The sequence below is a fragment of the Ensifer sesbaniae genome (assembly GCF_013283665.1).
Lineage (GTDB): Bacteria > Pseudomonadota > Alphaproteobacteria > Rhizobiales > Rhizobiaceae > Ensifer > Ensifer sesbaniae.
The window spans coordinates 2,170,580-2,185,313 of record NZ_JABEKU010000001.1 but is presented as its reverse complement, the minus strand read 5'-3'; the positions used below and the strand labels follow the sequence as shown (position 1 = coordinate 2,185,313).

Below are 14,734 nucleotides of genomic sequence, written 5' to 3'. Positions count from 1 at the left end.
TTTGACTTTTGTTTGCGTCGCCGGGCGTGTAAGTGTCTCAGCGGAAATCGGGCGCGCGGTTCGCAGTTCGAAGCGAAGCCGTCCGTCGGCATTACAAGGGAGCGACTGGCGCATGGACGCCCGCGAAATGAAAATCAAAGCCGCGGCTGCGGCTCTGGAATATGTCGAAGACGGCATGCGCCTCGGCATCGGTACCGGCTCCACGGCCGAGGAATTTGTCCGGCTGCTGGCCGAGAAGGTCGCGGCCGGCTTCCACATCGAAGGCGTTCCCACGTCGGAGCGCACGGCGCGGCTCTGCCTCGAACTCGGTGTGCCGTTGAAGTCGCTCGACGAGCTGCCGGAACTGGACCTGACGATCGACGGCGCCGATGAGGTCGATGGCCGGCTGCGGCTGATCAAGGGCGGCGGCGGCGCATTGCTGCGTGAAAAGATCGTCGCGAGCGCCTCGAAGCGCATGATCGTGATTGCCGACGAATCGAAGGTGGTCGACGTTCTCGGCGCCTTCAAGCTGCCGATCGAGGTCAATCCGTTTGGTCAGGTGGCAACGCGGATCGCGATCGAGAAGGTCGCCGCGCGCCTCGGTCTTTCCGGCGAAATCGCCGTGCGTCAGTCCCATGACGGCGCCTTCAAGACCGACGGCGGACACCTCATTCTCGATGCATCTTTTGGCCGTATTCCTGATGCAGATGCGCTCGCGGGAGAGCTGAATGCCATTCCCGGCGTCGTCGAGCACGGGCTTTTCATCGACATCGCGTCGCTGGCGATCATTGCAGGGCCGGTAGAGGCACGCATTCTGACTGCGTCCTGAACCGGCTCCCGACAGCCCGCACCGGGCTGGGAGCGGCAAAGACAAACAGGTTTCCATACATGCGGGCCTGGCGGCGGCAATCGCCCGGGCAGCATGCGACAAACACAGGAGCAAGGGTAAAAATGAACAAACTCGCAGGTCTTGTCCGCACATTCGCTGCCACCGCGGTTCTGCTTTCCGCATCGGTTCCGGCGGTGCAGGCCCAGGACGTCTCCGAAGAGCAGATCAAGGCGGCGCGCGCGACGATCGCAGCACTTGGCGTCACCAACAGCTTCGACAATATTCTGCCGAATCTTGCCGAGCGGCTGAAGAACACGCTGATCCAGGCATCGCCGAACCATCAGGAACTGATCACCGCAACGGTTGACGGGAAGGCGCTCAGCCTTGCAGCCCGCCGCGCCGACCTCGAAAACGAAGCGGCGACGATCTACGCCAAGACCTTTTCGCTGGAAGAACTGAACGCGATCACCGAATTCTACGGCTCCGCCGCCGGCAAGAAGCTCCTGAACGACGGCCCGATCGCTTCGCGCGAACTGCTCAAGGCCGCCGACATCTGGGCCGCGGGCGTTTCCCGCGACCTGACCCAGGAAGCGACCAAGTCGCTCGACGCCAAGGTTGGCAGCACCCAGCCGGCCGCCGAGGGCGCCGCCCAGCAGCCGGCGCAATAATCGAGCGCGCCAGCGCCAGTCATCACGTTTCGAGGAGCCCGGAGTGATCCGGGCTTTTCTTTTGCCTGGGGGCACCACTATATGTGCCTGCGGCGCGGTCCTCGGCTGGCCGCGACTGGCTGCCGGACGCGAGATCGTTCGGCCAGCTTTCCATTTCGCCATTCCGGCCCGCTTGCTTTCAGGAGACTGCCCATGCCCGCATTCGACTATGACCTCTTCGTGATCGGTGGCGGGTCCGGTGGCGTCAGGAGCGGGCGCCTGGCGGCAAGCCTCGGCAAGAAGGTCGCGATCGCGGAGGAGTTTCGTTATGGCGGCACCTGCGTCATCCGCGGCTGCGTGCCGAAGAAGCTCTATGTCTACGCGTCGCAGTTTTCCGAACATTTCGAAGACGCTGCCGGCTTCGGCTGGTCGGTCGGCGAGAGCCGGTTCGACTGGAAGAAACTGGTCGCCGCCAAGGAGCAGGAGATCACCCGGCTCGAGGGGCTCTACCAGAAGGGGCTGAACAATGCCGGCGCCGAAATCCTGCATACGCGCGCCGAGCTCGTCGGCCCGAACACCGTTCGCCTGCTCGACAGCGGCAAGACGGTAACGGCTGAGCGGATCGTGATCGCCGTTGGCGGTCATCCCACACCACATGACGCGCTGCCGGGACACGAACACTGCATTTCCTCGAACGAGGCTTTCGATCTCGCAGAGCTGCCGAAGTCGATCCTGATCGCCGGCGGCGGCTACATCGCCGTCGAATTCGCCAACATCTTCCACGGCCTCGGCGTCGAGACGACGCTGATCTATCGCGGCAAGGAAATTCTCTCGCGCTTCGACCACGACCTGCGTCGCGGGCTGCACGTGGCGATGGAGGAGAAGGGCATCCGTATTCTCTGCGAAGACATCATCCAGTCGGTCACCCTCGATGCCGACGGCAAGCGCGTCGCGCACACGATGAAGCACGGCGACATCGCCGTCGACCAGGTGATGCTGGCACTCGGCCGCGTGCCGAACACCAGGGGGCTCGGTCTCGAAGCGGCCGGTGTGAAGACCGATGAGCGTGGCGCCATCGTCGTCGATGCGTTCTCGCGCACCAGCGCGCCCGGCATCTATGCGCTTGGCGACGTGACCGACCGCGTGCAACTGACGCCGGTCGCGATCCATGAGGCCATGTGCTTCATCGAGACCGAGTACAAGAACAATCCGGTCTCGCCGGATCACGACCTGATCGCCACCGCCGTCTTCTCGCAGCCGGAGATCGGCACGGTCGGTCTGACGGAAGAAGAAGCCGCGCGCCGCTTCGACGAGTTGGAAGTCTACCGCGCCGAATTCCGGCCGATGAAGGCGACGCTTTCGGGCCGCAAGGAAAAGATGATCATGAAGCTGGTCGTCAATGCCGCCGACCGCAAGGTGCTTGGCGCGCATATCCTCGGCCACGACGCCGGCGAGATGGCGCAGTTGCTCGGCATCTCGCTCAAGGCCGGCTGCACCAAGGACGATTTCGACCGGACGATGGCGGTGCATCCGACGGCGGCCGAGGAACTGGTGACGATGTATTCGCCATCCTACCGCATCCGCAAGGGTGAGCGGGTCTGACCGCCTCTGGCGGATGCGCCTGCAACCCCTCCCGAAAGTCCACCTGTCGCACGCAGGGGCCTCCTGCCGCGGGCCGGAAGCCGCCGGGCATGTTTGATGAACTGACTGTCGCCGATCTCGTCGCTGTTTCCACGCAGAAAGGGCGGCGGCGAGGTGGCGCCACTATCTCGTTGAAACTGCGCACAATTCTTTCGAGATGTCGCCTTCGCTTTTCAGGATTGTGCGTTGCCTGGACATATCCTTGCGCCGGATGTGTCCTGCAACGCAATGAATTCTGGTAGGATGGCTTTCCAAGCGTTTCCTTAACGTCTATAAGCCCGCATTCCGCGGCGTTTCCGCCCGGGGCCGGCGCAGAGGCCAGGCTCAGCGTCCGGGCAGGGCACGCGGATGTGAGTGAAATTTCCGAATACCGGGCGGCCGCCTTCGGCCGTCAGGGCGCGACCCGCGCGGATGGATCCGCGGCAGACAACAGGTGAACGAAATGGCACAGACTTGGACTCCAAACAGCTGGCGGCAGAAACCCATCCAGCAGGTGCCGGACTATCCGGACCTGGCAGCGCTTGAGGCGACCGAAGCGCGCCTCGCGAAGTATCCGCCGCTGGTGTTTGCGGGTGAAGCGCGTCGTCTGAAGAGTGCCCTTGCCAATGTCGCCGAAGGCCGCGGCTTCCTGCTGCAGGGCGGCGACTGCGCCGAAAGTTTCGCCGAGCACGGCGCCGACACGATCCGCGACTTCTTCCGCGCCTTCCTGCAGATGGCCGTCGTCCTGACTTTCGGCGCGCAGCAGCCGGTGGTGAAGGTCGGCCGCATCGCCGGCCAGTTCGCCAAGCCCCGTTCTTCCGGCGTCGAAAAGCAGGGTGATGTGACGCTGCCGTCCTACCGTGGCGACATCATCAACGGCATCGAGTTCACCGAGGAAGCGCGTATCCCGAACCCGGAACGCCAGATCATGGCTTACCGCCAGTCGGCCGCGACGCTGAACCTTCTGCGCGCCTTCGCCATGGGCGGCTATGCCAACCTCGACAACGTGCACCAGTGGATGCTCGGCTTCGTCAAGGACAGCCCGCAGGCGGAACGTTACCGCAAGCTCGCCGACCGGATCTCCGAAACCATGGACTTCATGAAGGCGATCGGCATCACCTCGGAAAACCATCCGAGCCTGCGCGAAACAGACTTCTTCACCAGCCACGAGGCGCTGCTGCTCGGCTACGAGCAGGCGCTGACCCGCGTCGATTCGACCTCGGGTGACTGGTACGCCACCTCCGGCCACATGATCTGGATCGGCGATCGCACCCGCCAGCCCGACCACGCCCACATCGAATACTGCCGCGGCATCAAGAACCCGCTCGGTCTCAAGTGCGGTCCTTCGCTGACGGCCGACGGCCTGCTCGAACTGATCGACATTCTGAACCCGGCCAACGAAGCCGGACGCCTGACGCTGATCTGCCGCTTCGGCCATGACAAGGTGGCCGAGCATCTGCCGCGCCTGATCCGTGCGGTCGAGCGCGAAGGCAAGAATGTCGTCTGGTCCTGCGATCCGATGCACGGCAACACGATCACGCTCAACAACTACAAGACCCGTCCGTTCGAGCGGATCCTGTCGGAAGTCGAGAGCTTCTTCCAGATCCACCGCGCGGAAGGCACGCATCCGGGCGGCATCCATATCGAGATGACCGGCAACGACGTGACGGAATGCACCGGTGGTGCACGTGCGCTTTCCGGTGACGATCTTGCTGACCGCTACCACACGCATTGCGATCCGCGCCTCAATGCGGACCAGGCGCTGGAACTGGCGTTCCTGCTCGCCGAACGCATGAAGGGTGGCCGCGACGAGAAGAAGATGGTCGTCAACGGCTGATCCCGCCGCGCCGACAAGACGGTGCTGCAGGCGTGGTTCAGCTTTTCTGAACCTCGTCGGACGGTTTTGAAATTGACAATGCCGGGCCGGCTCTCGAAGCTGGCCCGGCATTTTCGTGTCTGGAGCAGGAAGCGGCGCGCGTGATCGGGTCGCCGTATCCACCTCACGGCAGGATGACGCATGATGATTGCGCTTTGGGGGGACAATGCCGGACGTTCACAAGGGAAGCTGCCTTTGCGGGGCAGTGCGCTTCGCTGCGCATGGTGAGCTGCGCGAGCTGATCTATTGCCATTGCAGCCAGTGCCGGAAGCAGACCGGCCTCTACTACGCCGCGACCAATGTGGAGGATCGGAACCTCGAGGTGGAGGGGGCGGAGAACCTCACCTGGTACCGGGCGAGCGAGACCGCCAGTCGCGGCTTCTGCCGCCATTGCGGATCGGCCCTGTTCTGGAAGGCGGATGAGCTCGACTATACTTCGATCCTGGCCGGTGCCTTCGAGAAGCCGACCGAGCTGAAGGGCGGCTATCACATTTTCTGCGAAGACCAGGGCGACTTCTACCAAATCAGCGACGACTTGCCGAAATATGCGGCCGGGCGCGGTTGAGCGTTCACTCCGGTGTATGCTTCGCCCGCCGAACCGCCTGTTCGAAGCCGTTGGCAAGGCCGGCCAATTTGACCGACTGCCACTGACAATATTCGTCGATCAGGCGTTCGCTGAGCCAAAAATGCCCGCGCTGGCGCTCATCGGCGCGACCGATGAGGCCCGTATCCTGGGCGCGCGTGAAGATGCGCCTGATATGCGTGTTCGAAATCATGTAGTGCGTGGCGAGCTCCGAGAGGCTCGCTTCGAGCCAGACCTTGCCATCGACGGGATCGAGACTTGCCGGCCGCGACATGAGATCGTCCAGCAGCAGGCCGCCGCACTCGGTCCAGACGAAGGCGGCCACGGCTTCCGGTGGCTCGCTCCAACGCTGGTCGGCGAGCAGCAGGCGAGTGGCGATCGGCTGGGCGCGCTCGAAGATGGTCCGATCCGCCTCGACGCGCTGGACGCGGCCCTTGCCGTCGAACCGATCGAGCGTGCCCATCTGGCTCATGAACCAGCGCAGCATTGCTCCTTCGCTGATTTCTGTCGGCTCCAAGGGCCGCACCTTCTTTCTGGCCCGGCCGCCATCGACGTCACGAAGCAGCTTGTAGGTCAGCAACTCGGCGATGAAGGCGGCAGCGGTATTGCGGCTGGCGCCGCCCATTTCGTGCATGAACTTCAGGAGCCGCGCGGTCGTGATGCCGGTCTCCGGATTGGTCGGATCGCGCTCGAGGTGCAGCGTGTAGACGGCCTGGCTCAGCGTCCATTTTTGGTGGGAGGCGACGAGGCGGCCGACCCGCGGGAAGAGGTCAAACACCGACATCAGATCGCGACCGCTCGCCTGAAGGATCGCCCGGAAGTTCGGATGATTGCGAAAATCTTCTGCGGTGAAGGCAAGGGCACCAGCTTGCGCGAGCCCCTCATGCTCTGCCACGACACGCATTTGCTGCGCTCACCCCCATGCTTGCGCGGCGCGCCGGATGCTTGAATTTCAAGTTTCCCGGTCGCCAACCGCCACTCAGCCTTACCCCTTATAGTAGGGGTAGCTTGCGCATAACGTGTGAACAACCGATTTTGTTCAAACGGGGCACCTGACGTTCAGCCGTCAGACGCCCCGTTTCGATCGCTGGATCTCGATCACTGCACCAGCACGGGCGGCTGGCACTTGACGCCGGTGACGCGCACATCGGCTTCGCCGACCCGGACGCCGACCAACAGAAGCAGGTTGTAGAGCAGGTCGTCCACCGGCTTGGTGACGGAACCCAATGTCTGGGCCAGCGCCTGCTGGACCACCGTCGGGCTGCCGAGCGTCAGGAACAGAACCTGGATGTTGAGGTCGAGATTGTTGAGCAGCGTCTGGGTCGTGGAGGTGAGAATATCCTTCGTGGAGACGCTCTTGATCGAGCGAGCGGCAATCTCGGACGGGCTGAAGCTCAGACGCGAGGCCTTCAGGTTTTGTGCCTCGACATGAGCGAGCGCATCGATCTTGACGACGAGGGCATCGACGAGGCGGGCCCTTTGCACGCGGGCATCGGACGAAAAGTTCGACAGCACCGTCGGATCGACGTCGCCGATGGCGATCTCGGCAATGCCCGGCACCGCATCCACGCTGACCGCTGCGTTTTCCGGGGTGCCGCCGTAGCAGCGAATGTCGGCAAGCTTCGCCTCGGCATAGGCGAGTTCGACGTAGATCGGCAGTCTGATGCGGATGCCGGCGAGGGCCGCCAGGCCATCGACGTTGACTTCGACGGCGAGGCGGGTTTGTGCGGTGCGGACGGCCGCGCCCGGCGTTCCAAGGCGATGGCTTGGCGTTTCGACCGGCGGTTCGCCGATTGCGAGCTTGACCTTGGCAGAAGCGATGCCGGGAAGCCCGGTCACGGCGTTGAGCGCGATCTGGTTCTCGCCATTGGCGATCGCTGCCGCCGCGGAGACGATCTGCAGTGCGCTGACTTTCATCGCCCAGTCGGAACCGGCATCGATCTGCAGGCTCTTCTTGGGATCGAGGTTGAGGATCTGCGCCAGCGTCACGGTCTTCTTGTTGTTTGCGGTCGAAAGCTCGATGCTCTTCAGTGCCGCCGTCACGGTTCCCGACAGACCCTGGACGAGCCGCATCGAGGAGAGCAGCTGCGGCATGGTCAGATCGGCCTTCAGCACGTCCTCATAGGAGGCCGCGGTCAGGTTGAGCTTTGTCGCGACGATCTTCAGGAACGGCTGGACGTCGATGTCGGCATCGATCAGCGCCTCGTAATCCATGACCTTGAGGGAGATGGTCGTGCCGAGCATCTGGCCGAGGATCGAATTCAGCAGTCCGTCGTTCAGGCTGGCGAGGCGCGAGCCGACGGAGAAGGCGGCAATCTTGGAGCTCGCGGCGGTGCCGATGACGCTGAGATCCGGCGGCGCGCTGAACAAGGAGGCAAGGAAGATTTCCCCCTTCTTTTCCAGCAGGACCTGCACGGCATCGGTTGGCGTCGCGTCCTTGACGAAACGCTGCCCGGCGTCGACCGATGGGTCGGGGACGTAGCGGCCGCGTGTCAGCGTCGCGACGCCATCCACCTTGCCCGAGCCGACATCGCTCAGCGGCAGCACCTTGCCGTCGACCGTCATCAGCCCGCTCGGCGTTGCCACGGCATAGTTGAGACCATTGTTGGAGAAATGATTGAGCACGGCCTTCTCGGCCAACGAGATGTTGGCCGCCGCCGCGATCGCGGCGAGGTCGACCGTCGACTGCATCTCGCGCTTCTGCACGGTCAGATAACCGTAGTCGATGCCGAGCCCCATGGAGGCGACGACCAACGGCATGACCAACGCGGCGGAGATGCCGATGTTTGCGTCCCGCGATCGGAGCAGCCCGCGCAGTCGCGTTGATTTCCACGACATGTCAGACCCCTCCGACACGAATGGTTGCAAAGCGCTCGATCTCGCTGCTCGGCATCGCGAATGTGAAAAGATTGAAAATCGGCAGGTCTGCGGCGTCGTATTTGATCCGAACGGTGAACTGGTTGGTGTTGTTGGCGTCGTCCTTGACGGTGACGACCATGCGAGAGGATTTGATGAAGGCCTGATCCATGGTCGTGCGCTGGATATAGTCGGTCGCGAGGCGTTCGCGTTCACTTTCCGATAGTCCAGCGATGGCTGTGCGCGCGGCATCGGCGGCGATCTGCTGTATGGAATGGGCTGTGCTGAGATAGATGCCGTAGGCGATCAAGGTCAGCACGCAAAGGAAGAAGAGCGGCGCTATGATTGCAAATTCGATTGCAGCGGCGCCGTCTCGGCCGCCTAAAAGGCGCTTGAAGTTGGACATTGCAGCATCTCCGCGTACCCACGTTGCTGTATTTTTTCGAATGTCCCTGCACCCGTACGATGCCCCTCAAACGTTAATTTTTTCATACTCTGATAAGTTGTTGAATCCGCGCAGATTTCGCAAATGTTGCAAGAAATGTATTTTGAGTTGAATTAGTGTTTATGAAAATTGGCGCGTTTTACCGGCCCGAAGCAGCCGGACGGCCGATGGGCGGATGGCAACGAAACTGATCCGCGGGGCCTGCGTTTCGCCTCGCGCCGGGGGCGGATCCAGGGTGTCGTGGTTCGCGCTCAGTCCCGGCCGGGTGCTGAACGGTATTGTTCGAGCTGCCGGTTGAGGGTTGCGAGGTCAGCGCGCAGCTCCGAAATCTCGCGTAGCAACACGTCGTCGACCTTGTGGTGCAGAGCAATCAGTTCGACTTCCGATTTCAGATTGACCTCGTAGTCCTTGGATGCGGCGAAGCGGTCGCGTTCGGCCTGGCGGTTCTGCGACATCATGATGACCGGCGCCTGCAGCGCGGCAAGCATGGAAAGCACCAGGTTGAGGAAGATATAGGGGTAGGGGTCGAACGCACCGGTGATGAGCAGCACGGAGTTCACCAAGACCCAGCAGACGAGAAAGCCGCAGAAACCGATGATGAAGCTCCACGAGCCGCCGACGCGGGCGATGCTGTCGGCAAGCCTGTCGCCGAAGGAAAGCCCGGCCGTAAAGGCTGCATGTGAATCGGTGGCAAGGGTGCGCCGATCGCGGGCGTGCGCAAGAATGCGACGTTCGATTTCGCCAAGCTCGTTCAGCGGCTTGCCGAAAAGCTGTTTTGATAGGTCGTTGAAATGCGGCATGGCGATCTCCGGTGTTGGCCGGAAGCCAATCTAGAGCGCAGGGGCCGCAAGGAAAATCAGGCGGGGCCGGAAAATACAGAGAGCCGGACCGGATGCAGCCGGTCCGGCCCTCACGGATCAGTGGGTTTCAGCCGCGCTTGCGAAGAGCTCGGCGTGAGACTTGAAGAACCGGTCGGTCGAGAAACGTTTACCGAACATCATGTCGTGCTGCAGGAAGCGATAGTCGCGCAGCAAAGCGGGCACCTTCGGCTGGCGCGACCACTCGGCGACTTCCTTGCCGTTCTTGCGGATCAGCATGTAGCGGTCGACGACGCGGAACTGGTCGTGAACCTTGCCGAGGAACCCGGTGTAGTAGGGGTGCTCGTAGCCGGATTGCTTGAGGATCGTGTAGGAGAGGAGGGCCGGGCTGATCGTGCCGACGTTCTTCTTCGGGCCTGTCTTGTTCGACCAGACGACCAGCGGCGTTTCATGCTGCGCCTTCATCTGGTCCTTCGAACCCTTCCGCTCCGCGGTGACGCCCTTCATGAAGCCGGTATTGGTATAGACGGTGTTCAGCGGCGGCAGGTGGTCGCCGAAGAGCACGATGATCGTTTCGCGATCGCGCTTCTTCGCCCAGTCCATCAGCTTCTTCAGGCTGTCGTCGGCTTCCTTGATCCCTTGCGAATAGGTGGCGAGCACCTGGCGGTCGCCTTCCGGCAGGTTGCCTTCGATCTTGATGGTGTTCTTCGCGTAGCGGTTCGCCTCATAGGGACCATGGCCCTGGAGCGTGACGGCGAAAAAGAAGAACGGGTCGTCCATCGCATCGGCCTGGCGGATGATCTCGTTGGTCAGTGACTCGTCCGAGGCGAAGATGCCGCGCTTCTGCATCGGCGGCATGTTCTCCTCCGACCTGAACGTGTCGAAGCCGAAGGCCTTGTAGACGGCGGTGCGGTTCCAGAACCAGCTCTGGAAGGGATGGATGGCGCGCGAGACGTAGCCTTCGCCACGGAAGAAGGTGGCAAGCGACGGGATCGGGTTGCGGATGTACTGCTGGTACGGAATGCTGCCATAGGGCAGGAAGGCGTTGGAGAAGCCGGTCAGCGCCTCGAACTCGACATTGGCGGTCATGCCGCCGAATTCCGGCGAGAAGACGTTGCCCGACTGCATCTCGCGGATCGTCGGCATCGGATCGGGCGAGAGCTTGACGTTCGGCAGGCGGGTCGGATCCCAGAAGGACTCGCTCATCAGCACGATGACGTCGGGCTTGCCGCGGTGCGAGGTGCCGGCCGGAAGCGGCTTCACCGGAATGCGATCGATGGCATCGGCCATGTAGCCGGCGGGCGCGCTGACATTGGCCATCGGCAGATTGATGGCGAAGGCGAGTGCGAAGCCGTTGTGCTTATAGTTCTCGGTCTGGTCCCACATGATGGGGAGGACCTTCAGGCGGTCACGGATCCAGGAGAACTGGTTGTAATCCATGATATTCCAGAAGGCGACGAGCAGCGGCAGCGCAAAGGCGAGCCGAGCCACGCGCTCGCGCGTCGTCAGCTTGGGGAAGTTCCGCCAGGCAAAACGCAGCAGGAGGGCGATCGCGATGACCCCAGCGACGAGGCCGACGGCGATGCCGACGGCGGTCCAGGGCCGATCCTTCACCAGAACAGGCATCAATTCCATGATCTGGCGGCCGAACAGGAAATCTGTCGGATAGAGCGGGTCGGACAGGAAGACCTGCTTCTGCTGGCAGATGACGGCCGGTATGACGGCAAGCGGCGCCATCACCACGGCCGACTTGTGCTCGCGGCCGAAAATGCCGTCGATGGCGAGCAGGATGAGGAAGAAGGCGCCGACCGTGGTCAATGCCGGACGCATGGGGTCGAGGAAATAGGCGACCGTATCGGTCATCGACTGACGCACGACCAGTTCGACGACGAACACGAGAGCAGCTGCGACGAAAAGGGAGAACAATGCGCTGCGGGTGCCCGCGAGCGTCTTGGCGTGCCGCGCGGTGAAGCCGGGTCTATCGACATAGACGCGCGAGCCTCTCGCGACAGCGGAATCGATACTAGCCAATATATTCTCCAATTCACAAATGTGTCGTGTAACTGTCATACGCTCGTCATTTTGAACAGGGGATGAATGGTTTCTTAACGGGAGTTGGGAACAGCTTTCCGCCGCGTGACGGCGCTGCAACTGCCCTGGATAAGAACCGGGAAAGACAGAATTTTTCGGATTTTTTCGTCTAGCGGCGATTGCCTGTGGGTATTTTCCCGCGGATTGCGCTAAAGAACACTGCGAAAGCCAGATGCAATCGCTCAGAAGAGACCGACAGGCCCGCTCATGACCGCTCACAAGACCGCCCCCTCGCTCCTCCGCATCGCAGTCGCCCAGCTCAATCCGACCGTGGGTGACGTCGCCGGAAACCTGGCCAAGGCACGTGAGGCACGCGCCGATGCGGCGCGCCAGGGCGCCGATCTCCTGCTTTTGACGGAGTTGTTCATCTCCGGCTATCCGCCGGAAGATCTGGTGTTGAAGCCGGCCTTCCTGAAGGCCTGCTACCAGGCGGTCGAAAAGCTGGCGGCCGAGACGGTCGACGGCGGCCCGGGCGTCATCATCGGCTTCCCGCGGCAGGCCAAGACCGGACGGCACAATTCGGTGGCAGTGCTCGACGACGGCAAGATCATCGCGGTCCGCGACAAGGTCGATCTGCCGAACTATGGCGAGTTCGATGAAAAGCGCGTCTTCGACCAGGGCGAGATGCCGGGGCCGGTGAATTTCCGCGGCGTGCGCATCGGTATTCCGATCTGCGAGGACATCTGGGGCGATCTCGGCGTTTGCGAGACGCTGGCCGAAAGCGGCGCGGAAATCCTGCTGTCGCCAAACGGCTCGCCCTACTATCGCGGCAAGGTGGACGTGCGGCATCAGGTGGTGCTGAAGCAGGTCATCGAGACCGGCCTGCCGATGATCTATGCCAACCAGCTCGGCGGCCAGGACGAACTGGTGTTCGACGGCGCGAGCTTCGCCTTCAATTCCGACAAGTCGCTGGCCTTGCAGATGAGCCAGTTCGAAGACGCGATCAGCATCGTCGAGTGGAGGAAGGGCGAAAACGGCTGGCACTGCGACAGCGGGCTGAAGTCGCGCCTGCCGGAGCGGGAGGAGGCGGACTACCGTGCCTGCATGCTCGGCTTCCGTGACTACGTCAACAAGAACGGCTTCAAGAATGTCGTGCTCGGTCTTTCCGGCGGCATCGATTCGGCGATCTGCGCCGCGCTGGCGGTCGATGCGCTCGGCGAGGAGCGGGTGCGCACCGTCATGCTGCCCTATCGCTACACCTCGCAGGAATCGCTGAAGGACGCCAAGGAATGCGCGGCCGCGCTCGGCTGCCGCTACGACATCGTACCGATCTCAGAACCGGTCGAAGGCTTCCTCAGCGCACTCTCCGACATGTTCGAGGGCACCGAATCGGGCATTACCGAGGAGAACCTCCAGAGCCGTACGCGCGGCACGATCTTGATGGCGATCTCCAACAAGTTCGGCTCGATGGTGGTGACGACGGGCAACAAGTCGGAAATGTCGGTCGGCTATGCCACGCTCTATGGCGACATGAATGGCGGCTTCAATCCGATCAAGGACCTCTACAAGATGCAGGTCTATGCGCTGTCGCGCTGGCGCAACACGACGGTTCCGCCGGGCGCGCTGGGTCCTTCGGGCATCGTCATTCCTGAGAACATCATCGACAAGGCGCCGTCGGCAGAGCTTCGCCCCAACCAGACGGACCAGGATTCGCTGCCGCCCTATCCGGTGCTCGACGATATTCTCGAATGCCTGGTCGAAAAGGAGATGGGAACCGACGAGATCGTGGCCCGCGGCCACGAAGAAGCAACCGTTCACCGGGTTGAACACCTGCTCTACATCGCGGAATACAAGCGGCGGCAGTCGGCGCCGGGCGTCAAGATCACCAAGAAGAATTTTGGCCGCGACCGCCGCTACCCGATCACCAACCGCTTCCGCGACCGGGGATAGTCAGTGAACGCCCTCGGTGACGGGCGGGACGGCAAGCACGGCCATCCCGCGTTCACGTTTGACGAAATCCGGCTGATCCGGCTGTGGTCGGTAAGCGACGTTTCTGCTGCCAGGCAGCTTTCGTCTGCATCCTGCTGCTGTTGGCCCGGGGCACCGTCTCGATCTGGCGGGAGCAGCGCCATTCCATCTTGATGCAGTCGCTCTGCGCCAAGGTCCTGGCGGCGCGGGCGAAAGAACGCAAACAGCTTCGTGGCTGCGGCGGGAGAACGGTATGCGCAGTTCCATCGAAACCTATGACATCGTTACCGGCGAAACGCGTGTCGTCTGGCAGACGGATCGGCTGGTCGAGGCGCCCAACTGGTCGCGGGATGGCGCGCATCTGGTCATCAACGGCGATGGCCGCCTTTATCGCCTCGGCTTCGACGGTTCGGAGCCGATGGAGATCGACACCGGCTTTGCCACGCTCTGCAACAACGATCACGGCATCTCGCCCGATGGCGGCACGATCGCGATCAGCGACAAAACCGAGTTCGGCAAATCGGCGATCTACCTGCTGCCGGCCGAAGGCGGAACGCCGCGGCTTATCACCCGCAACCTGCCATCCTATTGGCACGGCTGGTCGCCCGATGGGCAGGCGGTGACCTATTGCGGCATCCGGGATCAGGTCTTCGACATCTATACGATTTCGGTGGATGGCGGCGAGGAGAGGCGCTTGACCCACGGCGAAGGGCGCAATGACGGGCCCGACTGGTCGGCGGACGGGGAATGGATCTATTTCAACTCGAGCCGCACCGGCCGCATGCAGATCTGGCGCGTCCGTCCCGATGGCAGTGATGTCACGCGGATCACCGACAGCCCCTATGGCGACTGGTTCCCGCATCCGTCGCCGGATGGGAAGCATCTGCTGGTGCTCTCCTATGACGGCGACGTCTTCGATCATCCGCGCGACCTCGATGTCCGCCTGCGGCTGATGGACATGGATGGCGGCAATGCGCGCGTGCTGTTCGAGCTCTTCGGCGGGCAGGGAACGATGAACGTGCCCAACTGGTCTCCCGCCGGCGACCGCTTCGCCTTCGTGCGTTATCAGCCGGAAAGCTGAG

The 14,734-nt window shown here is 62.6% G+C and carries 12 protein-coding genes; 7 read left to right on the top strand and 5 right to left on the bottom strand.

What is annotated here, in order from left to right; all coding sequences use genetic code 11:
• The first annotated feature begins 112 nt into the window (after positions 1-112).
• From rpiA to BHMPCIPO_RS10560, 5 genes are all read left to right on the top strand, one after another.
• The gene (rpiA, locus tag BHMPCIPO_RS10580; protein ID WP_173516692.1) at positions 113-808 is read left to right on the top strand and encodes a ribose-5-phosphate isomerase RpiA; all 696 of its coding nucleotides are present in this window, start codon (positions 113-115) and stop codon (positions 806-808) included.
• 122 nt (positions 809-930) lie between these two features.
• Positions 931-1,476 carry a DUF2059 domain-containing protein gene (locus BHMPCIPO_RS10575; protein WP_173516691.1) on the top strand — a complete coding sequence of 182 codons (546 nt, stop codon included), beginning with the start codon at positions 931-933 and terminating at the stop codon, positions 1,474-1,476.
• Positions 1,477-1,668: 192 nt separating this feature from the next.
• Positions 1,669-3,057, top strand: coding sequence for a glutathione-disulfide reductase (gor, locus tag BHMPCIPO_RS10570; RefSeq protein ID WP_173516690.1), 1,389 nt, complete (start codon positions 1,669-1,671; stop codon positions 3,055-3,057).
• A gap of 481 nt (positions 3,058-3,538) precedes the next feature.
• The gene (locus tag BHMPCIPO_RS10565) at positions 3,539-4,912 is read left to right on the top strand and encodes a class II 3-deoxy-7-phosphoheptulonate synthase (protein WP_173516689.1); all 1,374 of its coding nucleotides are present in this window, start codon (positions 3,539-3,541) and stop codon (positions 4,910-4,912) included.
• A 205-nt stretch (positions 4,913-5,117) separates the two neighbouring features.
• Entirely contained in the window at positions 5,118-5,516 is a 399-nt protein-coding gene (locus BHMPCIPO_RS10560) for a GFA family protein (RefSeq protein ID WP_173516688.1), read from the top strand.
• 4 nt (positions 5,517-5,520) lie between these two features.
• Here BHMPCIPO_RS10560 and BHMPCIPO_RS10555 read toward each other — a convergent pair whose 3' ends face one another.
• The 5 genes from BHMPCIPO_RS10555 to BHMPCIPO_RS10535 all read right to left on the bottom strand — a co-directional run bounded on the left by BHMPCIPO_RS10555 (position 5,521) and on the right by BHMPCIPO_RS10535 (position 11,684).
• Positions 5,521-6,438, bottom strand: a complete 918-nt coding sequence (locus BHMPCIPO_RS10555) for a hypothetical protein (RefSeq protein WP_173516687.1) — start codon at positions 6,436-6,438, stop codon at positions 5,521-5,523.
• 194 nt (positions 6,439-6,632) lie between these two features.
• Positions 6,633-8,372, bottom strand: a complete 1,740-nt coding sequence (locus BHMPCIPO_RS10550; RefSeq protein WP_173516686.1) for a TadG family pilus assembly protein — start codon at positions 8,370-8,372, stop codon at positions 6,633-6,635.
• Position 8,373: 1 nt separating this feature from the next.
• Positions 8,374-8,796 (bottom strand): TadE/TadG family type IV pilus assembly protein, encoded by a 423-nt coding sequence (locus tag BHMPCIPO_RS10545; RefSeq protein ID WP_173516685.1) that lies wholly within the window; start codon positions 8,794-8,796, stop codon positions 8,374-8,376.
• 290 nt (positions 8,797-9,086) lie between these two features.
• Positions 9,087-9,635, bottom strand: a complete 549-nt coding sequence (locus BHMPCIPO_RS10540) for a DUF1003 domain-containing protein (protein ID WP_173516684.1) — start codon at positions 9,633-9,635, stop codon at positions 9,087-9,089.
• 117 nt (positions 9,636-9,752) lie between these two features.
• The gene (locus tag BHMPCIPO_RS10535) at positions 9,753-11,684 is read right to left on the bottom strand and encodes an LTA synthase family protein (protein ID WP_173516683.1); all 1,932 of its coding nucleotides are present in this window, start codon (positions 11,682-11,684) and stop codon (positions 9,753-9,755) included.
• 267 nt (positions 11,685-11,951) lie between these two features.
• Between BHMPCIPO_RS10535 and BHMPCIPO_RS10530 the strand changes: the two genes are divergently transcribed.
• Complete coding sequence (locus tag BHMPCIPO_RS10530) at positions 11,952-13,634, top strand: NAD+ synthase (protein WP_173516682.1); 1,683 nt, start codon at positions 11,952-11,954, stop codon at positions 13,632-13,634.
• A 271-nt stretch (positions 13,635-13,905) separates the two neighbouring features.
• Positions 13,906-14,733 carry a TolB family protein gene (locus BHMPCIPO_RS10525; protein WP_173516681.1) on the top strand — a complete coding sequence of 276 codons (828 nt, stop codon included), beginning with the start codon at positions 13,906-13,908 and terminating at the stop codon, positions 14,731-14,733.
• The last annotated feature ends 1 nt before the right edge of the window (position 14,734 follow it).

Bases quoted from the DNA above. Each gene is read 5' to 3' on its own strand.
- rpiA (WP_173516692.1), top strand. From the start codon at position 113: ATGGACGCCCGCGAAATGAAAATCAAAGCCGCGGCTGCGGCTCTGGAA.
- BHMPCIPO_RS10575 (WP_173516691.1), top strand. From the start codon at position 931: ATGAACAAACTCGCAGGTCTTGTCCGCACATTCGCTGCCACCGCGGTT.
- gor (WP_173516690.1), top strand. From the start codon at position 1,669: ATGCCCGCATTCGACTATGACCTCTTCGTGATCGGTGGCGGGTCCGGT.
- BHMPCIPO_RS10565 (WP_173516689.1), top strand. From the start codon at position 3,539: ATGGCACAGACTTGGACTCCAAACAGCTGGCGGCAGAAACCCATCCAG.
- BHMPCIPO_RS10560 (WP_173516688.1), top strand. From the start codon at position 5,118: ATGCCGGACGTTCACAAGGGAAGCTGCCTTTGCGGGGCAGTGCGCTTC.
- BHMPCIPO_RS10555 (WP_173516687.1), bottom strand. From the start codon at position 6,438: ATGCGTGTCGTGGCAGAGCATGAGGGGCTCGCGCAAGCTGGTGCCCTT.
- BHMPCIPO_RS10550 (WP_173516686.1), bottom strand. From the start codon at position 8,372: ATGTCGTGGAAATCAACGCGACTGCGCGGGCTGCTCCGATCGCGGGAC.
- BHMPCIPO_RS10545 (WP_173516685.1), bottom strand. From the start codon at position 8,796: ATGTCCAACTTCAAGCGCCTTTTAGGCGGCCGAGACGGCGCCGCTGCA.
- BHMPCIPO_RS10540 (WP_173516684.1), bottom strand. From the start codon at position 9,635: ATGCCGCATTTCAACGACCTATCAAAACAGCTTTTCGGCAAGCCGCTG.
- BHMPCIPO_RS10530 (WP_173516682.1), top strand. From the start codon at position 11,952: ATGACCGCTCACAAGACCGCCCCCTCGCTCCTCCGCATCGCAGTCGCC.
- BHMPCIPO_RS10525 (WP_173516681.1), top strand. From the start codon at position 13,906: ATGCGCAGTTCCATCGAAACCTATGACATCGTTACCGGCGAAACGCGT.